At 62.9% G+C, this 22843-nt stretch carries 19 protein-coding genes; 13 read left to right on the top strand and 6 right to left on the bottom strand.

Annotated features, from left to right (window positions below; all coding sequences use genetic code 11):
* Positions 1-13: 13 nt before the first annotated feature.
* The 5 genes from ACMAUO_RS08340 to ACMAUO_RS08320 all read right to left on the bottom strand — a co-directional run bounded on the left by ACMAUO_RS08340 (position 14) and on the right by ACMAUO_RS08320 (position 5799).
* A complete protein-coding gene (locus ACMAUO_RS08340; protein WP_420356452.1) occupies positions 14-490 on the bottom strand; it encodes a GAF domain-containing protein in 477 nt (158 codons plus the stop codon).
* A gap of 102 nt (positions 491-592) precedes the next feature.
* The gene (locus tag ACMAUO_RS08335; protein ID WP_420356451.1) at positions 593-1192 is read right to left on the bottom strand and encodes a helix-turn-helix domain-containing protein; all 600 of its coding nucleotides are present in this window, start codon (positions 1190-1192) and stop codon (positions 593-595) included.
* 197 nt (positions 1193-1389) lie between these two features.
* Entirely contained in the window at positions 1390-2949 is a 1560-nt protein-coding gene (locus ACMAUO_RS08330; RefSeq protein WP_420356450.1) for an APC family permease, read from the bottom strand.
* Between the two features lie 43 nt (positions 2950-2992).
* Positions 2993-4558, bottom strand: coding sequence for an aldehyde dehydrogenase (NADP(+)) (locus ACMAUO_RS08325; RefSeq protein ID WP_420356449.1), 1566 nt, complete (start codon positions 4556-4558; stop codon positions 2993-2995).
* Positions 4555-5799, bottom strand: coding sequence for an NAD(P)/FAD-dependent oxidoreductase (locus ACMAUO_RS08320; RefSeq protein ID WP_420356448.1), 1245 nt, complete (start codon positions 5797-5799; stop codon positions 4555-4557). Before ACMAUO_RS08320 ends, ACMAUO_RS08325 begins: the two co-directional genes overlap by 4 nt.
* Before the next feature lie 302 nt (positions 5800-6101).
* Here ACMAUO_RS08320 and ACMAUO_RS08315 point away from each other — a divergent pair, with 302 nt between their 5' ends.
* The 11 genes from ACMAUO_RS08315 to ACMAUO_RS08265 all read left to right on the top strand — a co-directional run bounded on the left by ACMAUO_RS08315 (position 6102) and on the right by ACMAUO_RS08265 (position 18974).
* Complete coding sequence (locus tag ACMAUO_RS08315; RefSeq protein ID WP_420356447.1) at positions 6102-6452, top strand: aspartate/glutamate racemase family protein; 351 nt, start codon at positions 6102-6104, stop codon at positions 6450-6452.
* 130 nt (positions 6453-6582) lie between these two features.
* Positions 6583-7869, top strand: coding sequence for a cytosine permease (locus ACMAUO_RS08310; RefSeq protein WP_420356446.1), 1287 nt, complete (start codon positions 6583-6585; stop codon positions 7867-7869).
* 28 nt (positions 7870-7897) lie between these two features.
* The gene (locus ACMAUO_RS08305) at positions 7898-9100 is read left to right on the top strand and encodes a M24 family metallopeptidase (protein WP_420356445.1); all 1203 of its coding nucleotides are present in this window, start codon (positions 7898-7900) and stop codon (positions 9098-9100) included.
* A 14-nt stretch (positions 9101-9114) separates the two neighbouring features.
* Positions 9115-9609, top strand: a complete 495-nt coding sequence (locus tag ACMAUO_RS08300) for a GAF domain-containing protein (protein WP_420356444.1) — start codon at positions 9115-9117, stop codon at positions 9607-9609.
* Positions 9610-9723: 114 nt separating this feature from the next.
* The gene (locus tag ACMAUO_RS08295; protein ID WP_420356443.1) at positions 9724-10383 is read left to right on the top strand and encodes a GntR family transcriptional regulator; all 660 of its coding nucleotides are present in this window, start codon (positions 9724-9726) and stop codon (positions 10381-10383) included.
* A 238-nt stretch (positions 10384-10621) separates the two neighbouring features.
* Entirely contained in the window at positions 10622-11509 is an 888-nt protein-coding gene (locus ACMAUO_RS08290) for a dihydrodipicolinate synthase family protein (protein ID WP_420356442.1), read from the top strand.
* A 34-nt stretch (positions 11510-11543) separates the two neighbouring features.
* Positions 11544-12551 carry a 4-hydroxyproline epimerase gene (locus ACMAUO_RS08285; RefSeq protein ID WP_420356441.1) on the top strand — a complete coding sequence of 336 codons (1008 nt, stop codon included), beginning with the start codon at positions 11544-11546 and terminating at the stop codon, positions 12549-12551.
* Positions 12552-12684: 133 nt separating this feature from the next.
* Positions 12685-14754 (top strand): hydantoinase/oxoprolinase family protein, encoded by a 2070-nt coding sequence (locus ACMAUO_RS08280; protein WP_420356440.1) that lies wholly within the window; start codon positions 12685-12687, stop codon positions 14752-14754.
* Between the two features lie 4 nt (positions 14755-14758).
* Positions 14759-16417 (top strand): hydantoinase B/oxoprolinase family protein, encoded by a 1659-nt coding sequence (locus ACMAUO_RS08275; RefSeq protein WP_420356439.1) that lies wholly within the window; start codon positions 14759-14761, stop codon positions 16415-16417.
* A 16-nt stretch (positions 16418-16433) separates the two neighbouring features.
* Positions 16434-17735 carry an ArgE/DapE family deacylase gene (locus tag ACMAUO_RS08270; protein ID WP_420356438.1) on the top strand — a complete coding sequence of 434 codons (1302 nt, stop codon included), beginning with the start codon at positions 16434-16436 and terminating at the stop codon, positions 17733-17735.
* Between the two features lie 171 nt (positions 17736-17906).
* Positions 17907-18974 carry a metal-dependent hydrolase family protein gene (locus ACMAUO_RS08265; RefSeq protein ID WP_420356437.1) on the top strand — a complete coding sequence of 356 codons (1068 nt, stop codon included), beginning with the start codon at positions 17907-17909 and terminating at the stop codon, positions 18972-18974.
* Between the two features lie 57 nt (positions 18975-19031).
* Here the strand turns inward: ACMAUO_RS08265 and ACMAUO_RS08260 are convergent, their stop codons facing one another.
* Positions 19032-19403, bottom strand: a complete 372-nt coding sequence (locus tag ACMAUO_RS08260) for a hypothetical protein (RefSeq protein ID WP_420356436.1) — start codon at positions 19401-19403, stop codon at positions 19032-19034.
* Between ACMAUO_RS08260 and ACMAUO_RS08255 the strand changes: the two genes are divergently transcribed.
* Together ACMAUO_RS08255 and ACMAUO_RS08250 are read left to right on the top strand one after the other, a co-directional pair.
* Positions 19366-21699, top strand: coding sequence for a TonB-dependent receptor (locus tag ACMAUO_RS08255; RefSeq protein ID WP_420356435.1), 2334 nt, complete (start codon positions 19366-19368; stop codon positions 21697-21699). The two genes, ACMAUO_RS08260 and ACMAUO_RS08255, sit on opposite strands and share 38 nt — an antisense overlap.
* Before the next feature lie 128 nt (positions 21700-21827).
* On the top strand, positions 21828-22841 hold the full coding sequence (locus tag ACMAUO_RS08250; RefSeq protein ID WP_420356434.1) for a sugar ABC transporter substrate-binding protein: 1014 nt from the start codon (positions 21828-21830) through the stop codon (positions 22839-22841).
* Positions 22842-22843 lie beyond the last annotated feature (2 nt).

Here is a 22843-nt window from a genome sequence, read left to right as displayed (position 1 = left end):
CTGATCGAGATTGCTATGACAAGAGGCAGACTGCGCCGGGCACTTTGAGAAACTGCGCGGCCTGGACGCGTGAGGGCGTGTAATATCCGGCCTCGTGCAGGCAGTTGATGCTGCCGATATTCCGCCCGCCGACGATGACGGGAACATTGATGACCGAAGCGCAGCCGAGTGAATGGATCAGCTCATGATCGTTGAAGACTTCGGCGATTTCCGAGATCGTGTTGGCGACGAACGTCTCGTGCCGCTCGAGGACGACGGTGGACCATTTGCCGGGGCTGAGCGGCTTGGTGCCCGATACGGGATAGGCAGCGGGCATGTTGGTATAGCGGCGCTCGGAAACGCCCTTTTCCAGATCATAGGCCGTTATGGTGAACAGCTTGACGCCCACGGCCTGGTCCGCAAGCGTGTGCAGGGCATGAAACATGCCGGCGGGTTGTTCGCACCCGTTCTGCATCGCCGGAATGAAGATATCGTCCAGTTGTTCGGACATGATCTTTCCCTCGCCGGCCGGATGGTGATCCGGCCGGTGCATTTATTGATATGGTCTTTCCACTTCCCCGCCGTGGGGAAGTATCGTGATGCTACTTGTGTGTCATGACGATGCATCGCTCCGTTTTCGGGAGCGGGTTATCGCCACGACATCGGTGACTGGCGTGACGTGCCCATCCTCGGCGAACACGTCCATCGTGCAGGTATGCAGGACGGAGGCGGGTTCCATGGTATGGTTCCAGACCGAATGCTTGTGTGTCGACTGGAAATGCGCCGAATCGCCCGCGCGAAGGATCGAGCGGTGGCCGGCGACTTCCAGGGTGATTTCCCCTGCCAGGACGAAGAAGATTTCCTCGCCCTCATGGCTGACGGGGGCATCGCGAAAGCCGGGTGGCTTATGGATGATCACGCTGCGCAGGATGTTGCCCTGGAAGGGAACGGACAGGCGCTCGTATCGCACCGCCGTATGGGTTGACGGGTCCAGGGAGCGTTCGTGTCGTTCTTCACCAGCATCCTTTTCCAGCCGGAAGTTGGAAAAGAAATCGTTGGTGTCGATGCCGAGCGCCTGGCCGATCGAAAGCAGGGAGGTCAGGGACGGGACCGTGATGCCGCGTTCCACCTGCGAGATGAAGCCCACGGAGAAGCCCGCGGCACCGGCGACGTCCTTCAGGGTCAGGCCGCGCTCCTGGCGTACGGCACGCAACCGTTGCCCCAGCGGAGCAAGGCCGTCTGCCTGCGCAAGTCGAGAGGTGCGTGAACCCTGTTGAGACATCGCAAATCGTACCATACCCAGTTCGTTCCGTGACACGATTGAAGTATTCCTTCAAAGTGTCAATCGGAATTTTAGTGTGGGTGAAATTTTGTCCGTGAGGAGGGGAAGGTCGGGCATGATCCTCTCTTTCATGGCGTGGGGCCAGCATGGTGTGTGGCTGGCGGAAGGTGGCAGCGGCCAGCCCATTCGTGGATCACGACGGCGAACAGGATGGTTGCCAGATCGGCCGATGCGGTGGACAGGAGATGCTGCCCTCCGAACGGGCTGGCGCGGGAGAGAATGATCAGGCCCGTGAAATAGACGAAGATCCAGCCGGCATGGCGCAGGTCGTGACGCAGGGTGGCGCGCCCGTCGCGCGTGAAGCGCAAGGCCAGCATGAGCGTTGACAGGCCGAGCAGGACGGGCAGCAGCCATCGCAGGGTCGGCCAGCCTGTCCAGAGTACGATCAATGTCGCGATGGCGAAGGCGAGGGGAGAAAGCAGGGTGAACCCCCTGACGCGGAACGGGCGTTCCATGTCTGGACGGTTGCGTCGCAGCGCGACGGCGCAGACCGGCGCGAAGGCGTAGCTGAGCATGAGGGCGGAGGACACGACGGAGATCAGTGCCTGCCAGGAGGGAAAGGGCAACGTCCAGAACAGGGCCAGCCCGAAGGTCAGGAGCAGGGCGCCATCCGGTACGCCGTTGCGGGGGTTTACGCGGGTGAAGGCGGAAAGGAACGTGCCGCTCCGGGCCCATGCATAGATGATGCGGGGCGTCGCCGACATATAGATGTTTCCCGTGCCGGCGGGGGACAGCACGGCGTCCATGACCACGAGGGTTGCCAGCGTGCCGAGACCCAGCGCCATCGCGATATTGTGGAATGGCAGGGGCAGCCGGGTGCCGATGTCTGTCCAGCCGCCGGCAAGGAAGGCCGTCGGCAGGGCGCCGATGAAAGCAGCCTGCAACAGGACGTAGACGATGCTTGAGAGCGCGACGGACGCGATCAGGGCGATGGGAATGGTGCGCTGTGGATGGCGCACTTCGCTGGCGACGGACAGGATCGGTGTCAGGCCGAGATAGGCGAAGATGATGCCGCCGGTGGCGACGGCGCTCTGCACGCCCGCCGCCCCATGCGGCGCGAAGCCATGCGCGGTGAAATTGCCGCCGTGCAGATGGGCAAGCAGCACCACCACGACCATGGCGGGCACGCAGAATTTGAAGATCGTCATGAGGGTGTTGACGCGGGCGAAGGTCGCGATGCCGCGCCAGTTGATCCAGCACAGGGCGGCGAGGAGGGCCGTCTGCGCGCACCAGCCGGCGATTGTTGGATCGCCCGCCGTGTCGCGCGTCAGGCCGCCGATCCAGGCGCCGGCATATTGGCGCGCGGCGACGATTTCGATCGCGATCAGACTGGAGAACGCGATGGTGGTGATGAGGCCCATCAGGAAACCGGCGATCGCGCCATGGGACTGTTCGGGGTAGCGCACCACCCCGCCCGTCAGCGGCAGCGCCGCGCCGAGTTCACAGTAGATCAGGCCGATCAGGAGCACCGCGACGCCGCCTATGGCCCAGGAGATCAGGCTGGCGGGCCCTGCGATGTCCGCGACGTGGGCGGCGGCGAACAGCCAGCCGGACCCGAAGATCGCGCCGAATCCGATCATGGTCAGATCGAGCAGTCCCAGATCGCGTTTGAAACCGTCAGGGGGCATGCATGCCAATCCTGTCTGCTCGCTGTTGCCGGGGCGGTATGGATCAGTCCGTGCCGTCGATCATGCGGTGGAGCGCCAGGGGATTGCCGTCCCGCAGGGCGGCCGGCAGCAGGGCGTCGGGCAGGTCCTGATAGCAGACCGGACGCAGGAAACGCTCGATGGCCGCCGTGCCGACCGAAGTCGTGCGGCCATCGCTGGTGGCGGGGAAGGGGCCGCCATGAACCATGGCCGGGCAGACCTCGACGCCGGTTGGCCAGCCATTCGCCAGGATTCGGCCCGCCTTGCGTTCCAGCACCGGTATGAGCGCCCGGGCCTGATCGGTATCGGCCGCGTCCATCTGGAGGGTGGCGGTCAACTGGCCTTCCAGCCGACGCGCGACGGTGTGGAGCGTATCGAAATCGGGGCAGGAGACGATCAGGGCGCAGGAGCCGAAAATCTCGTGTGACAATACCGGATCGTGCAGGAAGGCGTGTGCGTCCGCGGCGAACAGGGTGGCGTGGCAGGCCCGTGGCCCGGACTCGGGGCCGCTTGCCAGCAGGTGAACGCCGGGGCGAGCCGCCAGCGCGGCGACCCCGGCCTCGTAGGCTGCGTGGATGGACGATGTCAGCATCGTCTGGGGTGTCACGGTGGCCAGGGCCCGTGCCGCCGCGGCCTTGAAGCGGTCCAGGCTTTCTCCCGCGATCGCCAGGACCAGGCCCGGTGAGGTGCAGAACTGGCCGGCGCCCATGCTCAGGGAACTGATGAAAGCGCTGGCCAATGCATCGGCGCGCGCGGCGAGAGCGGCAGGCAGCAGGAAGACCGGATTGATGCTGCTCATCTCCGCGAAGACGGGAATCGGAACCGGGCGTGCCGCCGCGATGGCGGACAGGGCGAGGCCGCCCGCGCGCGAGCCGGTAAAGCCCACGGCCGCGATGGCGCCGTCGCTGACCAGTGCCGCGCCGATGGCGTGGTCGGGGCCGCCGAGCAGCGAGAACACGCCCTCTGGCAGGCCGCATCGTTCCACCGCCCGCCGGATCGCCCGGCCCGCGAGTTCGCTGGTTCCCGGGTGGGCCGGGTGGGCCCTGGCGACGACGGGGCAGCCGGCGGCAAGGGCGGATGCCGTATCGCCGCCGGCCACGGAGAAGGCGAGCGGAAAGTTGCTGGCGCCGAAAACCGCGACCGGTCCCATGCCGATGCGGATCTGGCGCAGGTCGGCGCGCGGCATCGGCGTGCGTTCCGGCTGTGCCGGGTCGATCCGGGCGTCGAAGCAGCGTCCGGCGCGCAGAAGCCGGGCGAACAGGCGCAACTGGCCGGTGGTGCGCGCCCGTTCGCCCAGCAGGCGCGCCATCGGCAGGCCGCTTTCGCGATGGGCGCGCTCGGGCAGCGTGTCGCCCAGGGCGTCCAGTTCCTCCGCGATGGTGTCCAGGAACCGGGCCCGTTCCGCGGGGGGTGTCGTGCGGTAGGTGTCATAGGCCGCGTCGGCCAGCATGCAGGCCTCGCCGACATCCTCGGCCGTCGCGCAGGAGAAGGCGGTGGGCAATGCCTCGCCCGTGGTGGCGTCCACCGCATGGAAGGTCTCGGCGCGCGCGCGCGGGCGCGAACCGACAAGAAGCTCGCCTGTCAGGGTCATGATGTCCCTCTTGTTCTGGGATGAAATCGGTCTGGAGACAGGGCAGGCGGAATCGGCGTGCCCTCCAGCATGTGGGCCGCCATTCGCTCGGCCGTGGTGGCTGCCAAGGTCAGGCCCAGATGATTGTGCCCGCATGCCATGAAAAGGCGCGGCTGGCCGGCCGGTCTGCCCAGCATCGGAAGATAGTCGGGCAAGGTCGGACGCGACCCGTGCCAGCGTGCGATCGCGGAGGCGACCGGCAGGCCCAGCGCATGGATATGTCGTTCGAGTGCCGCCCATTTGCGCGGGTCCGGCGGTGCGTCGTGGCGCGTGAATTCGACGAACGACGTTGCGCGGAGCCGTTTGCCGAAGCGGGTTACCACCAGGGCGCGGTCCTCGAACACCATGTTCGGCAGGTCATGGACGTCGCCGTGATCCCATTCGATATGATAGCCGCGCTCGGCAATCATGGGGACCCGAAGATCGGGAAGCAGGCGCCCCGAGGTGACGCCGCCTGCGACCAGTGCGGCGTCGAACCGCAGGACGCGATCCGGAGTGCTGACGGTGATGCCGTCGATGTTCGCGCGCAGGCCTGTCGCTTCGTTGGCAATCCATGTCCCGCCCGCATTGATAAGGGCCTCGGCAAGTCGTTCCAGAACCTCGCTGGGCGAGACGACATGGGCCGTACCACCATAATGCACGCCCGCCGCGACCGGCGCATGCAGGCGGCTGCTGATCCGCGCGCATTCACTGTCGGTCAGCCGCCTGGCGGTCGCGGTGCCGCAATCGGCCTGGCAGGCCGCGTGGGCGCGCAGCGCGGCGCCGCTGCCTTCCCAGAGCTTCGTCGTGCCGTCGCGCTGCAGCAGCGTGGGGCCGGGCAGCGAGTGATCGAGGCGTTCCCATGCTGGAAGGGACTCCGCCTGAAGGGCGCGGAGCACCTGACGCCCGCGCGCCACCTGATCCGGCAGGCAGGCGCGCAGGAAACGGAACGACCAGGGAAGCCAGGCTGCGGGATGGCGCATATCGACCGCCACCGGACCCCGGGGGAAGCGGAGGCGTGGAAGGGACAGCAGGGTTGAAACCCGTGGCAGGGGCTCGACCTGTTCCGCCGCGATATGGCCGGCATTGCCGAAGGACGCCGGCGCGTCATCTGGTTTGGCGATGATCGTGACGGCGACGCCACGGCGTTGCAGGGCCAGGGCACAGCTGCGTGCGATGACACCGCCACCAACGACGGCAACCGATTTCAGGCCATGGGTCATGTCGTTTCCGCCGGTCGTTCAAAGCCCGAATGCCGGCGATGTGGAATATGGCAACCGTTCATGCTTTCTCATTTCCACACAAAAACGAATTACGTATACGATAGACGTCGCGTGCTTTTCCTGACAAGGTATGAGGCGATGCGTCAAGGGGGAGAGGCGATGAAAATGCTTCGGCATCCGCGAGCAGGCTGTGCGGCGCGATCGGTGCGGATTCCCCGCATTGGTCGCACGGACAGCGTGGCGTGCGGACATCAGCCTTCCCGCGCGCGATCGCGTCGTAACGGGAATTGCGGAGATGCATCATGACCAAAGTGTTGTGGATCAACCCAGTTTCCGATTCCGGTCAGAACGCGGGCATCGCACGGGAGCTGGCGGCCATCGTCGAGGATCGTGCCGAAGGGGTCGTCCTGGGATGCACGAGTGCGTTCGGTTATGCGGACCGCCTGCGCGAAGAATTCAGCATTCCGGTCGTCGATTGCCAGCAGGCCGCGTTCAAATGCGCGGAATTCATGGGGCAGGCCCGTGAGATGGTGCGCTGGATGCCAAGCCGGAAGGGAAGCTGTCAGGCGCCGACGAAGGATTTTCTTGAACGGTCGGGTCTCTTCGGGAAACCGTCTCCTCTTGCGGGACGAATCGTTGTCCCGGCGGTTTAGAGCATTTCCATCGAACGCAGGTGCGGTGGAAATGCTCTCGTTTATTGTTTTGACGAGTCTCTTCGCCTGTTCGAACGCACCCGTTCAAACATGATCTGCTCCAGGTCGCCAGCGGAACCAGGATGGGCCCATGGATATCTCCCACGACGAATATGTGCAGACACCTGTTCCGTATGAACGGCGCGGCAATGGCTGGAGCGTGTTTCTCATTATCCTCGGCACGCAATGCGGCCTGCCGGGGATTATTCTTTCCGGGGAGATCTTCAGGTCCATGGGGATCGGCATGGGGTGCCTGGCCATTGTCGCGGGTACGCTGCTGACGGGGGTGCTGTCCAGCGGCACGTCCTATCTGGGGGCGAAGAGTGGATTGAGTTTCGCGGTCATCACCGAATCCGTTTTTGGACGACGGGCCTCAATGCTGGTGAAACTGGCAATCGGCCTGGCGCTGGTAGGATGGTTCGCATCGACATGCGGCCTGCTTGGGCAGAGTGCGTCGGCCATCCTGCGGGCCCATTATGGCCTCGATATCAGCCCGCTGGCGATCTCGGCTCCGATCAGCGTCCTGATCGTCGCATCGGTGCTGTTCGGGGCGGAAGGGCTGGAGCGGATCGGCACCATCGCGGCCCCCGCTGTCGGGCTTGCGATCGCGGGAGTGATATGGATGGTCTGGCGGGGGGGATCCCCGCATCACGCCGAGGCGGCGGCTTCGGCGGGCATCTGGCATGGGTCGGCGGAATTCGGTCGCTTCGTATCGGCCGTTGTCGGGTCGTACGTCGTTGGTATTCTCATTCAGCCCGATTACAGCCGTTATGTCCGCAGGCCGACCGATGCGATGGCCGGCACGTTCGGCGCGCTTTCGATCGCCTGGCCGCTGGTCATGATCGGTGGCGGCGTTCCGGCCGCGATCAGCGGCCATGCCACGCTGATCGAGGCGCTGCCTGACGCGGGCCTGACGCTTCTTGCCGTTCTGATCTCGGTGCTCTGTGCATGGGTCGATGCGGCGGCCTGCCTCTATTCAGGCAGTCTTGCGCTGGCGAATCTTGGCGGAAGCCGGCGTCTGAACCGCTGGGTCGTCGGAGCGGGCGGTGCGGGTGTCGTTCTGAACATTCTGGGCATGAACGGGGCCTTCATGTCGTTTCTTCTTGCCCTGGGTATTATTCTTCCGCCGATCGCGCCGGTCATCCTGCTGGATGTCGTAATGCCGCCCCTGCCGGGCATGCGCTCGCGCACCGTTATCCACTTGCTGGCCTGGGGCGGGGGTGTGCTGGCCGGCATCGCCTCGCTGGCCGGTGTCGGCGCCTTGACCGGCGTGCCCAGTCTGGATGCGCTGATCGCCGCGGCTTTCGTGTCCGTGGCGGCGCGTCTGGTCCTGCAGATTCAGGACATGGGCGCCATCGGGCGTCGGCGGCAGGTTTGACGTCGATCATCACGTTTCAGGAGCCTTCATGGGTAGACAGATAGGAATTTCCACGCTGGCCGAGCAGTTGGCCTGCGTTCAGCCGCTGGCGCAGGATCGACCGGGGATTCCGGACGGGGACTATGCGGTGCGGCTCGGCAAAGCGGTGGAACTGTGCGCGGCGCGTGATATCGATGCGCTCGTCATCGGTGCCGGTTCGTCGCTGCGCTATTTCAGCGGCGTACCGTGGAAGGCCAGCGAACGACCGGTGCTTCTTGTGCTGCGCGCCGGCGCGGAGCCGGTCATGCTTTGTCCTGCGTTCGAACGGGGCTCGCTTCTCGACTGCCTGCGGATTCCGTGCGCCCTTGCATTGTGGGAGGAGCATGAAGACCCCTGTGCGGTGCTCGCGGACCTGCTGCACGGCAGGAAGCGGGTCGCGCTCGACCCCGAACTGCCGTTCCGGATTGCCGGGGCCGTCGCCGCGCTGGTCGGGGGGGCTGCGTTCGAAAGCGCCGCGCCGGTGATCGACGCGCTGCGGATGGTGAAATCGGCGGCGGAAATCGCCGTTCTGCGCTATGCGATGACGCTGACGCTCCAGGTTCATCGCCATGTGGCGGCGGCCATGCGTCCGGGGGTGCGGGCCAGCGAGGTCAGGAGCTTCATCGACCAGGCCCATCGTCGCATGGGGGCCGATAACGGGGCCTCCTTCGCGGCGGTGCAGTTCGGCCAGGCAACGGCCTTTCCGCATGGAATCGCGGGAGACCAGATCCTGCGGGACGATGAACTGGTGCTGGTCGATTGTGGCTGCCAGGTTCACGGATATCATGCCGATATTACCCGCACCTATGTCTGCGGGACGCCCGGGAGCCGGCAGCGGGAGATATGGGATATCGAGCGCCGTGCGCAGCAGGTCGTCTTCGATGCCGTGAAGCCGGGTGTGGCCTGCGGCGCGCTCGACGACGCCGTGCGCGGCTTCCTGGCGGACAATGGGCTTGGACCCGGCTACCGTCTGCCGGGCCTGCCGCATCGGGCGGGACACGGGATCGGCCTGGATATTCACGAAGCGCCCTACATCATGGGGGGCGATCGTCGTCCGATCGAGGTCGGCATGTGCTTTTCGGACGAGCCGATGATCGTGGTGCCCGATATGTTCGGCGTGCGGCTTGAAGACCATATCCACGTCTCCGAGGCCGGGCCGTGCTGGTTCAGCCAGCCGGCGGTCAGCATCACGCAACCCTTTGACGAGAAATGAACGAAGGTCAGTCGATGAACGAGCAGAAGACGGACGTGATTGCCGCTGCCGACGTGTTGCTTCCCCCGGCGGTCATGCGGGTGCTGGATGATGCGCAAAGGCGCTTTGCGGAGATCCTGCCCTTCCGTACCTTTACCGTCCTGGTCCTGGACGAGGCGCGGGGATTGAACCGGCGCATCTATTCCAATGTGCCGCACATGTATCCGGTCGGCGGGGCGAAGCCGATTCCGCATACCGCCTGGTTCGATATCGTGGTCGGCCGCCGCGAGCCGTTCGTGGCTGGAGATGTCGCAGGTTTTGCACCGCATTACGGCGACTGGGCCTATCTTGAGTCCCATGGGCTGCTGTCCGCGCTGAACCTGCCGATCGTGGTGGATGATCGCTGTGTCGGGAGCTTCAATTTCATGGGGGAAGGGGAGGATATCTTCACGCCCGCCATGGTCAGCGCCGCAATGGCATGCGCCGCCGACCTCGGCCCGACATTGAACGGGATCGAGGCCTATGTGTGACGTGGTCGTCGATTGGCATGGATATGGGACTTTGATTGTTTCGCCTGGGCGGAGCGGCTAGAGTTGAACGCTGTTCATCGGTTTTGTTGATATGGAAGACGAGCCCGGGATTATATGCATACCAAAAGCAAAGCGGACCAACTCTATACCCGGTCTATTTCCGATCAGCTTTATGATCTGCTGCGTGAGCGTGTGCTCTCGGGCGAACTGCCGGCCGGGAAACCGATCCGGCAGGATGTGATCGCGTCCTCCTATCAGGTGAGCAAGATCCCCGTCCGCGAGGCGCTGGCGCGCCTGCAGCAGGACGGGTTCGTGTCCGTCCATGCCAAGCGGGGATTTTTCGCCACATCCCTGACCCGTGCCGAAGCCGAGGACGTCTTTCGTCTGAGGCTTCGGATCGAGCCGGAAGCCGCCGCGCTGGGGGCGCAAAACGCGACGCCGGAAGATGCGCTCTATGCGCGCGAAACACTGGAGGCGCTGGAAGCGGCGATTGATCGCAAGGATGCCCAGCGCGGTGTCTACAACAGCCGTTTTCACTACGCCCTGGTCAAGCCGGGTGCTGGTCCGACCACGCTTCATGTTCTCGACCTGTTGAACGTGACGGCGGATCGCTACGTGCGATTCCACCTGCACATGCAGGATCATGACACACGTGCCAATCAGGAACATCGGGCGTTGCTCGAATGCTGGCTCAAGGGCCACAAGCGCCAGATCGAGAACCTGATGCGTGATCATATCCAGACGACGCTGGACGATCTTCGCAAGGCGCTGTAGCGCCGGGAGAAAGGAAAGCGCGGGGCGGAGCCTTTTGCGCGGCCGGCTTCTGCTGAGCCCTGTCGGTGGCGCCGCATAAGCCGACGCAGTCTCGATTTGACGACTTTTTGCGAAATATCAGGAAGATGACAAAATCGCGCGGAGGCGAATATTTTTCATTCCGCTATCAAATGATACATAGTATACGATAAACGATAGCCTCGTCATTCGGCGGCGAGGCGAACGGGAGTATGAGTTCATGAAGTGGTCCGGTGTTTTCCCGGCGGCGACGACGCAGTTCCATGCCGATCTGTCCATCGACATCGCTGGCACGCAAAAGGTTCTCGATACGCTGGTCGGCGACGGCGTGCATGGTGTCGTGATCATGGGAACATGCGGCGAAAACAATTCGCTGGAGCCGGACGAAAAGATAAATGTACTCGAAGCGGCGGTCGAAGCCGTGGCGGGGCGGGTGCCGGTCATCGTCGGCGTGTCGGAACTGACGACGCCCCGGGCCGCCGCCTGGGCGAAGGAGGCGGCCCGGATCGGTGCCGACGCGCTCATGGTCCTGCCGGCCATGGTCTATGTGCCCAAGCCCCATGAACTGGAGTACCATTTCCGCGCGGTTGCGGCGGCGAGCGATCTGCCGATCATGCTCTATAACAACCCGACGGCCTATCGGGTGAATATCGGCATGGATGTGCTGCAGCGCCTGGCGGAGGTGCCGACGATCGCGGCGGTCAAGGAAAGCTCCGCCGATACGCGACGCTACACCGATGTCTACAATACGTTCGGCGATCGCTTCGTCATCATGGCGGGGCTTGATGACGTGGCCTTCGAGGGGCTTCTGCTGGGCGCGCAGGGATGGGTCTCGGGCCTGACCAGCGCCTTTCCGAGGGAATCGGTGGCGCTGGTGGAGGCGCTGGCGCGGGGCGACGTGGAGACGGCCCGGAAAATCTATCGCTGGTTCATGCCGCTGCTGCATCTCGATGCCGAACATGACCTGGTGCAGTCGATCAAGCTGGCGGAGCAGATCATGGGACGCGGAAGCGAACGGGTGCGGCTGCCGCGCTTGCCGCTGGAAGGCGCGCGACGCGACGAAGTCGTGCGCATGGTCGAGCGGGCGGCGGCATCCCGGCCGCTCTGAGAGCCCGTTTTTGGAAAGACATGGAGAGCCCGCTATGCGTCACACCTTCTTTTGCATCGACGGTCACACGGCGGGCAATCCGGTGCGGCTGGTGGCGGGTGGGGCGCCGCTGTTGCGCGGCGCCAGCATGAGCGCGCGTCGGCTGGATTTTCTTGCACGCTATGACTGGATTCGTACCGGCCTGTGCTTCGAGCCGCGTGGTCATTCGATGATGTCGGGTGGCTTTCTTTATCCGCCGACACGCGAGGACAGTGACGGTGGCATTCTGTTCATCGAAACGTCGGGCTGTCTGCCGATGTGCGGGCATGGCACGATCGGCCTGGTCACGTTCGGGCTGGAGCATGGATTGCTGACGCCGCGCGTTCCCGGGCGGTTGCGCCTGGAAGTGCCTGCGGGGATTATCGACATCGACTATGTGGTGCAGGCGGGACGTGTCGCCAGCGTGCGGATCCGTAACGTGCCGTCCTATGTGGCGCGCACCGGCATCGCGATCACGGTTCCGGGGCTTGGGCCGCTGACGGTCGATGTCGCCTATGGCGGCAATTATTATGCGATCGTCGAGCCGCAGGAGGGTTATGAGGGGCTGGACAGCCTCGGGGCCGCGCGCATCCTCTCGCTCAGCCCGCTCGTGCGCGAAGCCGTGCGGGCGCAGTTCCATCCCGTTCATCCCGGGGACTCTTCGATCAACGGTGTCAGCCATGTCCTGTGGGCTGACGGAGGAGTGACACGGGAGCGCGGGCGGAACGCGGTGTTCTACGGCGACAATGCGATCGATCGCAGCCCCTGTGGAACCGGAACCTCGGCGCGCCTGGCGCATCTGCGGCACAAGGGCATTCTTGAGGTCGGCGACCGGTTCATTCATGAAAGCTACATTCACAGCAGCTTCATTGGCACCGTGGAGTCCGACACCAGCCTTTCGTCGGAAGGCGGTCCGATCCCGGCCATCGTTCCGTTGATCGAGGGAAGCGCCGTTTCCACCGGGTTCAATACAATCTGGATCGATTCCGAAGACATGTTCCAGCACGGGTTCCAGGTCGTGTGACGGATGGGGGCATGGGACATGCCCCATGATGCGTAATGGGCCGCCGCATCGACGAGATATTGGTTTTGACAGTGATGACGCGAGACGTGGCTCCAGGGCATGTCGTTCCGTCTTCATGGCAGGAAGATGACAGATGCAGAGTACGACAAGGCGTATTGCGACGGATGTCGGTGGAACCTTTACCGACCTCGTTTATTTCGAGACCGATCCGTCGACCGGAACGCAGAGGATCGTCACCGCGAAAGCGGACACCACCCCGCCGAACTTTGCCAAGGGGGTACTTGACGTCGTGGACAAGGGCGGCCTGAAACTGGACGAGGTCGATTTCTTCGCCCATGGCTCGACGGTCGTGATCAATGCCCTGACCGAACGCAAGGGGGCGCGAACGGGACTGATCACGACGGCGGGCTTCCGCGACGTGCTGGAAATCGCGCGTGGAAACAGGCCCGATTTCTTCAATCTGTTGTACGAGAAGCCCGAACCCTTCGTCGAACGCTATCTTCGGCGGGAGGTCGCGGGCCGGATGGATTATCGTGGCAACGAGACGGTACCCCTGGACCTGTCGGGCCTGCCCGCGATCCTGGATGATTTCCGGCGGGACGGGGTGGAGGCGATTGCGATCTGCCTTCTGCATGCCTATGCCAACCCCGCGCACGAACAGGCGGTGGCGGCGGAAATCCGTCGCCTGTGGACGGATGTCTCCGTTGTCGCGTCACACCAGATCACGCGGGAATGGCGGGAATACGAGCGTACGAGCACGACCGTGCTGTCGGCCTATGTCCAGCCGGTGGCTGAACGCTATCTCAGCGGACTGGGTGATGGCCTGCGCGATGCGGGATATCGGGGCAGCCTGTATGTCATGCAGTCCAATTGCGGTGTCGATTCCCTGGCATCGGCGAAGGCGACGCCGATCACCATGGTCGAGTCGGGGCCCGCGTCAGGTTTCTGGGCGGCGGCCGAACTCGGGCGGCTGATCGGCGAGCCCAATGTCCTGGCACTGGATATCGGTGGCACGACCGCCAAATGCTCGCTGATCGAAAATGGCCAGGTGCGTGTCAAGACGGATTACTGGATCGAGCGGAATCGTAAATCGGCCGGTTATCCGATCATGGTGCCGGTCGTGGATCTGGTCGAGATCGGCAATGGCGGCGGTTCGATCGCCTGGGTCGACGAATTCCGCAAATTGCATGTCGGGCCGCGATCGGCGGGCGCGATGCCGGGGCCGGCGGCCTATGGGCGCGGTGGAACCGAAGCGACGACGACCGATGCGAACCTGGCGCTGGGGCGGATCAATCGTGATTATTTCTGTGGCGGGACCGTCGTGGCCGACATGGATGCGGTGGATCGCGCGCTGGAGCGGCTTTCGGTGGCGCTGGGCTGCGCGCCGGCCGAGGCGGCACGCGGAATCGTGCGGATCGCGAATGCGAACATGGTCAATGCGCTGAAGCTCGTCTCGGTCAATCGCGGCTACGATCCGCGTGATTTCACGCTCGTCGTCTTCGGTGGCGGCGGGGCGATGCATGGCGTGGCCCTGGGGCAGGAACTGGGGGTGCGCAAGGTGGTCGTGCCACGCGGGGCGCCGGTATTCTCGGCGTGGGGCATGATGATGAGTGATCTGCGCCGCGATTATTTCATGACCCGGCTGCTGGAACAGGACGATGCGGGCGGACTGGATACTCTGGCGCGTACGCTTGTCGACCATGCGACGGCGCGTTTCATCGAGGAAGGCATTCCGGCAGAGCGGGTGCGGCACCAGCTACTCGTCAAGCTGCGCTACATGAACCAGGAACATGCGATCGAGGTTCCCCTGGCGGCCGGCCCGGTGGATGCGGCGTCGCTGGCCCGGCTGCTGGGCGATTTCCACGATGCCTATGAGCGCGAATATACCTATCGCCTGGATTCGGGCGTCGAGATCGTCGGATTGCACCTGATCGCCTCGGCCGAGGTCGGCCGGTTGGAGGTCATGCCCCTGCCGGTGACGGGGGCGGTGCTTCCCGATGCCGTGAAGGGCCGACGCCTGGTCGATTATGCAACGGACGGCATCCATGAAGCGACGGTGTACGATGCCGAACGGCTTGAACCGGGCATGACCTTCGCCGGCCCCGCCATCATCGAGGATCCGGGCACGACGATCGTCGTCCATCCGGGTAACGGCGTCACCATCGACGCCTACGGCAACACGCATATCGAGCTTGGGAACTGAAGCCATGGGTCATCCTTCCCACGACCAGGTCACGTTCGACATTATCCAGAATGCGCTGGAAGCCATTGCGGATGAAATGTTCGTCGTCCAGCGCAAGACGTCGATGAGTGCGATCATCTATGAGGTGCTAGACCTCGGCACCGGCATCTGCGACGCCAAAGGCGATATCGCCGCGTCGGGTGCCGGGATTCCGGCCTTCATCGGGGTGCTCGACAAGGCCGTGACGGCTATCCTGAAGAAGCATCCGCCCGAGACGATCCAGCCGGGCGACCTGTTCGCATCGAACGACCCCTATTGGGGTGGTGTCACGCATCTGAACGACATGATCCTGGCGATGCCGGTCTTTGCTGCCGGGCGTCTGGTCGCCTGGACGGCGAACATCGCCCACTGGAACGATGTCGGTGGACTTGTACCAGGCTCGATGTCCTCCGACGCGACCGAGATCTATCAGGAGGGTGTGCGGATTCCGGCTGTCAAGCTGATGGAGGCGGGCCGGCCGAACCAGGCGGTCTTCGATATCCTGTATGCCAATACGCGGCTGCCGGCCTTTCTCAAGGGCGATCTCTGGGCGGGGATCGCGGGTGTGCGCATCGGCGAGCGCCGGCTTCAGGAACTGATCGCGAAATATGGCGTGGACGTGGTGATCGCGGCGATCGACGACTTCATGGATCTGGGGGAACGCCGCGCCCGGGCGGCGCTCAAGGGTTTGACGAAGGGTGTCTTCACCTTTGCCGAGGAACAGGACGACGGCGCGGTCTACAAGGTCAGCATCGAGATTACCGACGATGCGTTCATCGTCGACCTGCGCGATAATCCGGACCAGTCCGGATCGCGCAATTCCAGCCTGGAAGGGGTGGTTATCGCGGCGCAGCTTGCCTTCAAGGCCATGACCGATACCGATGCCCCCGGCAATGGCGGATTCTTCCGCCCATTGAAGGTCGTGACCCGGCCCGGTTCGGTCTTCCATGTGGTCGAGCCCGGAGCGCTGGGCTATTATTCCGAAGTCGAGATCAGGCTTTTCGACCTGATCCTGCGCTGCATGGCCCGGTATGTGCCCGAGCTGGTTCCGGCTGGAAATTTCGCGTCGATCTGCGGCACCAATATCGGCGGAAAACATGCCGAGACGGGACGTCATTACACGATCGTCGAGCCGCAACTGGGCGGCTGGGGCGGCCAGCGCGGCCGGGATGGCAACAGCGCGATGTTTTCGGGCTTTCATGGCGAGACCTTCAATTGCCCGGCGGAGGTCGCCGAGGCGCGTTATGGCCTGGGGGTTGAGGAACTCGCCCTCAATCCCGCTGCCGGCGGCGAGGGCCAATGGCGCGGGGGCAAGGGGATTTCCCTGCGCTACCGGGTGCGCGCCGACGACAATTTCCTGAGTGTCGGCTACACGCGCTCGCGCATTCCGCCCTGGGGGGTCGATGGCGGACTGGATGGCTCGCCGAATTTCGTCGAAGTGCTGCGGCCGGGGGAGACGCCCGAGCGCTATGCGTTCGGAACCAACATCCCGTTGCGCGAGGGCGATGTCGTCCATGTCGTGACAGGGGTGGGAGGTGGTTTCGGACCGCCGGAACGCCGTTCTCGCGAGGCGGTGCTGCGGGATCTGCGTGACGGATACCTGACCGGCGAGCGCGCGCGTGAAATCTACGGCATCGAAGACTGAGAGAAAGGGACGACGCATGGTCACGCAGTCCGAAGGCCTGGCAGCGCGCCTTGCGCAGGCGGTGGAAGCCGACTGGGCCAAGCAGGTGTCCTGGCTCGGCACGTTGGCTTCCTTTCCCAGCCTGCGTGGCCAGGAAGCCCCCTGCCAGGACTGGCTGGCGGGCCAGTTCGCCGCGCGCGGCTGGGCCGTGGACCGTTTTACCCTGGCCGAGGTCGAGATCGAGGCGCTGCCGGGCTTTTCTCCAGTTTTCGAAGCCGATTACGAAAAGGCCGTCCAGGTCGTGGCGACGGTGCCCTCCAGCGCGGGAGGGGGGCGTAGCCTGATCCTCCAGGGCCATATTGATGTCGTGCCTCCGGGGCCGCTGCAGGACTGGGCGCATGATCCGTTCGCTCCACGGATAGACGGCACGTGGATCTCGGGCCGGGGGACCGCCGACATGAAGGTCGGCGTGACCGAGATCGTGTTTGCGCTCGATGCGCTCCGTGCCGTCGGCCTGCGCCCGGCCGCCCCGGTCCATGTCGAGACGGTAAGCGAGGAGGAATGCACGGGTAATGGCGCCCTGGGCACCCTGGCCCGAGGCTACCGGGCCGATGCCTGCCTGATTGCCGAGGCCGTCGGCAACCGCCTGCAAAGGGCACAGCTTGGCTCCATCTGGTTTCGTGTGCGTCTTTCCGGTACTGCCGCGCATATTCTCGAAGCCGGTCGTGGCGCCAGCGCGATCCTGGCGATGTATGATTTCATCACCGCATTACAGGGGCTTGCCGACCGCACGAACGAAGAGCACCGGGGCTCCCGATGGTACGGGCACATGGCCGCGCCCGTTTCCTTCAGCGTCGGCAGGATCCGGGGTGGGGACTGGATCGGCATGGTTCCGTCCTGGTGCGAGATCGACTGCCGTATCGGCATCCTGCCGGGGCAGTCGCTGGAAGCGGTGCGTCGCGCCATTCTCGACACGGTGGCCGCATGCGCCCGCGAGAAGGGCAACGAGGCCAGCGCGGACGTGACGTGGGTGGGATTCCAGGCGGAACCATATGTCCAGGAACCGGGCAGCGCGGCCGAGGCCGCTCTTGCCCTGGCGCACAAGACCGTTTTTGGAACCGAGCTGGAAAGTTTCAGCATGCCGGCGACCTGTGACGTGCGCCTGTATGGATTCCATTACGGCATACCGACGCTCTGCTACGGCTCGCTTGGAGAGGGGCTGCACAGTCCGCGAGAGCGGGCCGACCTGGAAAGCATGAAGAAAACGACTGTCGTGCTGGCACTTTTCATCGCGGAGTGGTGCGGAACGGCACCGCTCAATTCCGCGGACCACGGATAAGGACGACAGCCTATGGTGACCGTCTTCGATCATTGCAATCTGCTCGATCTGGAACTGGGCGACATGCGGCCCGCCTATATCGTGGTCGAGAAGGGAACGGTTCGGGAAGTCTCCGACACCAGACCGTCCTTCAGCGAGGCCAGGAGGATCGATGTCGGGGGGCGGACCGTCATGCCGGGCCTGATCGACGCCCACGCGCATGTGACCCTGAGTGAAGTGAATCTCGGCCGGCTCGGCGCGGTGCCGCCGACCCTGATGGCCGCACGGGCTTCCAGTTCGATGCGGGCGATGCTTGACCGGGGCTTCACGACGGTTCGCGATATGGGCGGCGCCGATTACGGGCTGGTTCAGGCCGTGCGCGAAGGCCATTTTGCCGGCCCGCGCCTGTTCATTTCGGGCCGTCCGCTCTCGCAGACCGGGGGGCATGCCGATCATCGCCTGCGGACCGAAGGGGACGGCTGCGGATGTAGCGGTGCCCTCGCGTTCCAGTCGCGCATCGTCGACGGGCGGGATGCCGTCCGGCACGGGGTGCGCGAAGAACTGCGTCTGGGCGCGCACCAGATCAAGATCATGGCCTCGGGTGGCGTGGCATCGGAGCATGACCCGATTGACGGTACCCAGTTTTCCATCGAGGAAATCGAGACAGCGGTCGCGGAAGCGGCAAGCTGGGGTACCTATGTCGGCGCGCATGCCTATGGTGCCGACGCGATCCGCCGGATCGTGCAGGCGGGTGTGCGCACGGTGGAGCATGGCAATCTGCTCGATGCGCAGGGTGCGCGTCTCATGGCCGAGCGGGGGGCCTACCTGGTACCGACATTGGTGGCTTACGACATGCTTGCCAAATCGGGGGCCGAGCACGGCCTTTCCCCGGCGAGCGGGGAAAAGCTGCAGGTCGTGCTGGCGGCTGGCCTGGATTCTCTGCGATTGGCGCGAAACGCCGGCGTGAAGATCGGCTTCGGCTCCGATCTGCTCGGTCCTTTGCAGGGTGCGCAGTCCCGGGAGTTCCTGATTCGCGCGGAAGCGGAACGGCCGATTGATATTCTGCGTTCCGCAACCATCGTTAATGCCGAGATCGTGCAGCAGAGCGGAAAGCTGGGCGTCATCGCACCTGGGAGCCACGCCGATCTTCTGGTTGTTGACGGAAATCCCTTGAAGGATTTGTCCGTGCTTGCCGATACGGGTGCAAGTCTGGCGCTTATCATGGCCAATGGCCGCATTCATAAAAACACGATCGGATGAAAACCGTCTATCTTATCACGAAATCAGCGTCTTATTTTATTCTGTATAATAAATGATTCAGCCGGATATTTTGTATCCGGCATTCATTTCAAGAATGCCGATGGCGGGTTCGGTCCATGCAGGCGGGTCGTGCCGAATGCCCGGATAGGGAGGAATGGCCACCTTCATGCCGATCCGGGAAAGCCTGGTGTGATTGTTTGTTTGCAGGGGCTGTATTTCCATCGTAGCCGTTTGCCGGGTCGGCTCCATCTTCATGAAACATGCGACAGGAAACGGGCCATCGGGCACGTCATAAAAATTCTTATTACGAAGAAGTATCGTTGTGCGGGCCTCTCGTTTCGTATACGGTATCCGAATGAAGACCTTCGTCTTGCCATATGGGAGAATGTTGATGGCCGGCTCTTCGCATCTGATGGCATTGCTCGTCATTCCAGGGGTTCTGGCGGCAAGTAGCATCGCGTCAAAAGCTTATGCCCAATCCACATCGGACGAGGCGTCGAGCAAGTTGAAAACACGTGGACCGGCGGCAGTGAAACGGTCGGATTCGACGGACAAACGACCATCGTCCAAGATCCGTGCCTCACGGGATACAGCCAGAACCGATTCCCCGGCCAAGCCCGAGGACATCATGGTGACCGGCATTTCCAGGCGCGAGGCAATGCAGAAGGCGCCCGTTACGGCCAGTGTCTTTACCAGACAGCAACTGGCGGATGCGCGAGTTCAGTCGGTCGAGGACCTGATCGCGATGGTCCCCAATATGGCGATTTCGCAGGGTGAGAGCGTTGGCACGACGTTCGTGACACTGCGCGGCATTTCTCAGGTGCGCAACGGGCAGAGTCCGGTCGCGGTCGTTGTCGATGGTGTCCAGCAAATGAACTACCGTCAGTTCACGCAGGATCTTTTCAATCTCGACCAGATCGAAGTACTGGAGGGCCCTCAGGGCGATCTATGGGGACGCAATGCCATCGGCGGTGCGATTATCATCAATACGAAGCAGCCGACCAATAAACATCAGGTCGATCTTCAGGGCCAGTATGGCAACGGGGGGTACAGGGTGGGGCGTATCTCACTTCGTGGACCGCTTGTGAAAGACCGCCTCTATTATGATCTGAATGCCGATGTGCGTGATTTCGACGGCCTGTTGTATAATGTCTATCGCGACAAGACAGTCGATTTCCAGACGGAATATTCCGCGCGTGGCCATATCAAGGCTATTCTGACCGACGATCTGGTCGCTGATTTCCGGGCGGGAATCGATGAAGTGCGTGGTGGCGCGTTGAATGCCTGGTACCAGGGGACAAAACTGCAGCCGGGTACGTGCAACCCTTCGGGTTCCAGCTACAGCAGCAGCACGTTCAGTGCCGATCACGTATATGATACATTCTGTGCGAATAATGGTGGCCTGAACACCAGGGATATTCGCGATGCGTCATTTCGGCTGACCTATACTCAGCCATGGGGGCGGGTGACGAATACACTCGGATGGATGAAGCTCAATGAGTATTTCGCCAGCGATAATTCGCCCTATACGGCTGCCCTGGATGGGACCCAGTCCCAATGGCGTACCAATACCTCGTGGGAAGACGAACTTCGCGTGACATCCTCCGACCGGTGGAAAGTCAAGTGGATGTTCGGAGGCTATTTTCTGGACGAGCGCGACTTCCTCTCGACGACCAGCGCCACGGATACGGGGCAGGGGATCGCGCGTGTCAGTACGACGCCGTTGTTTGGCTATGCTCCGAACCCGACAAATGCGTTCTTTGCGAATTCGGATCACAACCAGGATTTCGCGCTATTTGGCCACCTCTCCTATGATATACTCAAAAACCTGACGGCGGATTTCGGATTTCGTTACGACTGGAACGATTTGAGCCAATATGTGTCTCCAGATAGTACGGCTGGTGTTCCAGATGGCTGCTCAGCTTCCGATGGCGCGACATGCAAGCGTGAGCGCTGGTTCAGGCAGGCGCAACCAAAAGGCACGCTGTCCTATCGCCTCACGCCGCAGGTGACCTTCTATGTCGACTATGGCATCGGGTTTCGGAGTGGTCAGTTCAACCAGAGTGGGACGGCCGCCGCCGTCGGGTTGCCGGGTGCCTACGATGTCGTCAAGCCCGAGCGCGCGAATACGGTGGATGTCGGCTTCAAGACGAGCTGGCTGCACGACAAGCTGCGAATCAATGGCTCTTTCTTCGATACGAGAGATCACAATTCGTTTTTCTTCCTGTTCAATCCGTCTGTAAACGCGCAGATACTGGTCAATATCGACCAGGTGCATCTGACGGGTGGCGAATTGTCGGCGACCTATAATCCTCTTCCCGGCCTCAGCTTCTTTGCCAATCTGGGTTATACGCATAGCAGCATAACGAAATACAGCTACAATCCTTCGGCACAGGGTAATGCCGCGCCGGTCGTGCCAGAATATACGGTTTTTCTCGGAACGCAGTATGAGCACAAGCTTTTCCGGGGTGTTAACGGGTTCGGGCGGTTCGATATGACGTCGACCGGGAAAGAATATTGGGATCCGGAAAATACGACGGCACGCACCGCGTTCAATCTTTATAATTTCCAGCTTGGCCTGACGGCGGCGAACAAAAAGTGGCGCTTCGTCGGGTGGGTAAAGAATGTTACAAACAAGCGCTATAATTCCGAATATGATAGCTATGGCTGGTCGTATGCGGCCGAGCCGCGCACCTATGGCGGATCGTTCACCGTTTCTTTCTGAATTTGGAACGGGGCCGGTACTCATCCTGTGACGACGGTATCGGCCAATGCTGAAATCATGCGGACGGTCGTGATTAAAAAGCCATCATGGGAAGATTACCATGATGGCCAGCAGGCGGGGTGGACGGCATGACCTGGTATCGCTGCTTTCTGATGTTTGTTCTGGTATCGGGTGCCTGGTGCGGGGGGCTGTTCGCTGCGCATGGGTCGCCTCCGCAGCATCGCTGGCGGATCGCGTTCCTCGCTGCCGGTGCGCAGAATGGATATAACCAGTCGGTCTGGAATGGTATCCAGGCCGCTGCCGCGCGGGCAGGCAATGTCGATGTCCGCCTGTTCGATGGCGGTTTTGATTCGACTCTGCAATACAATCAGGTGGAAGATGTCGTTGCGTCCCATCATTATGACGGGATCATTCTCTTTCCCAATGATACGGTTTCCATCGCATCGGCGGTCGCCGAGGCGGCGGCGCTTGGCATGCCGACCGTTGCCCTGAATTTTCCGATCGGGCCTGATCTCGAGCAGATCACGCCGCAGACACGGGGAGTGGTATCTACGGTGGCGACGGCACCCGCCGTGATGGCGCGGCGTCAGGCGGAGGATGTGGGATTGCATTGTCGTGCCCGGCCGGTGTGCAATGTCCTGCTCTTGATCGGGCAGAAGGTCTATCCGTTCGATCAGTTGCGCTATCGTGTCTATCGCCAGACCCTGGCCAGTTTTCCCAATGTGCGGATCGTGGCGACAATCGAAGGGCAATATGATGCTGGAACAGCGATGAATGGCGTGCTGGACCGGCTTCAGGTCGATCGCCACATCGATGCCGTCCTGTCCACCGCGGATATTCAGACCATCGGCGCGGAAATGGCGTTCAAAAGTTATGGAATCGATCCGGCAGGGCTTTATCTTTCATCGGCAGGAGGGTCCGGAATCGGGGTGAGGGCTGTGCGGGAGGGACGCTGGGCAGTCACCTACGGGACCCTGACCAGAAGCATGGGAGAGGCATCGCTGGATGCGATTGTCGGTGCCGTGTCCGGACGAAAGATTCCCCCGGTTATCGACGCCGACAGCCTGTCGCCGCTGCCGCCGCTTTGGACGCGCGATATATTGCTGGCGCACCCTGCCTTTCAGGCGCAATGGGCGGGATAGGG

The sequence above is a fragment of the Gluconacetobacter brunescens genome, from assembly GCF_048695475.1.
Taxonomy (GTDB): Bacteria; Pseudomonadota; Alphaproteobacteria; order Acetobacterales; family Acetobacteraceae; genus Gluconacetobacter.
The sequence above is the reverse complement of the archived record's forward strand: the minus strand, read 5'-3'. Positions and strand labels throughout refer to the sequence as shown.

Excerpts from the sequence above, each read along its gene's own strand:
- ACMAUO_RS08340 (WP_420356452.1), bottom strand. The coding sequence starts at position 490 with ATGTCCGAACAACTGGACGATATCTTCATTCCGGCGATGCAGAACGGG.
- ACMAUO_RS08330 (WP_420356450.1), bottom strand. The coding sequence starts at position 2,949 with ATGCCCCCTGACGGTTTCAAACGCGATCTGGGACTGCTCGATCTGACC.
- ACMAUO_RS08325 (WP_420356449.1), bottom strand. The coding sequence starts at position 4,558 with ATGACCCTGACAGGCGAGCTTCTTGTCGGTTCGCGCCCGCGCGCGCGC.
- ACMAUO_RS08320 (WP_420356448.1), bottom strand. The coding sequence starts at position 5,799 with ATGACCCATGGCCTGAAATCGGTTGCCGTCGTTGGTGGCGGTGTCATC.
- ACMAUO_RS08315 (WP_420356447.1), top strand. The coding sequence starts at position 6,102 with ATGACCAAAGTGTTGTGGATCAACCCAGTTTCCGATTCCGGTCAGAAC.
- ACMAUO_RS08310 (WP_420356446.1), top strand. The coding sequence starts at position 6,583 with ATGGATATCTCCCACGACGAATATGTGCAGACACCTGTTCCGTATGAA.
- ACMAUO_RS08305 (WP_420356445.1), top strand. The coding sequence starts at position 7,898 with ATGGGTAGACAGATAGGAATTTCCACGCTGGCCGAGCAGTTGGCCTGC.
- ACMAUO_RS08300 (WP_420356444.1), top strand. The coding sequence starts at position 9,115 with ATGAACGAGCAGAAGACGGACGTGATTGCCGCTGCCGACGTGTTGCTT.
- ACMAUO_RS08295 (WP_420356443.1), top strand. The coding sequence starts at position 9,724 with ATGCATACCAAAAGCAAAGCGGACCAACTCTATACCCGGTCTATTTCC.
- ACMAUO_RS08290 (WP_420356442.1), top strand. The coding sequence starts at position 10,622 with ATGAAGTGGTCCGGTGTTTTCCCGGCGGCGACGACGCAGTTCCATGCC.
- ACMAUO_RS08285 (WP_420356441.1), top strand. The coding sequence starts at position 11,544 with ATGCGTCACACCTTCTTTTGCATCGACGGTCACACGGCGGGCAATCCG.
- ACMAUO_RS08280 (WP_420356440.1), top strand. The coding sequence starts at position 12,685 with ATGCAGAGTACGACAAGGCGTATTGCGACGGATGTCGGTGGAACCTTT.
- ACMAUO_RS08275 (WP_420356439.1), top strand. The coding sequence starts at position 14,759 with ATGGGTCATCCTTCCCACGACCAGGTCACGTTCGACATTATCCAGAAT.
- ACMAUO_RS08270 (WP_420356438.1), top strand. The coding sequence starts at position 16,434 with ATGGTCACGCAGTCCGAAGGCCTGGCAGCGCGCCTTGCGCAGGCGGTG.
- ACMAUO_RS08265 (WP_420356437.1), top strand. The coding sequence starts at position 17,907 with ATGCCGGGCCTGATCGACGCCCACGCGCATGTGACCCTGAGTGAAGTG.
- ACMAUO_RS08255 (WP_420356435.1), top strand. The coding sequence starts at position 19,366 with ATGGCCGGCTCTTCGCATCTGATGGCATTGCTCGTCATTCCAGGGGTT.
- ACMAUO_RS08260 (WP_420356436.1), bottom strand. The coding sequence starts at position 19,403 with ATGACGAGCAATGCCATCAGATGCGAAGAGCCGGCCATCAACATTCTC.
- ACMAUO_RS08250 (WP_420356434.1), top strand. The coding sequence starts at position 21,828 with ATGACCTGGTATCGCTGCTTTCTGATGTTTGTTCTGGTATCGGGTGCC.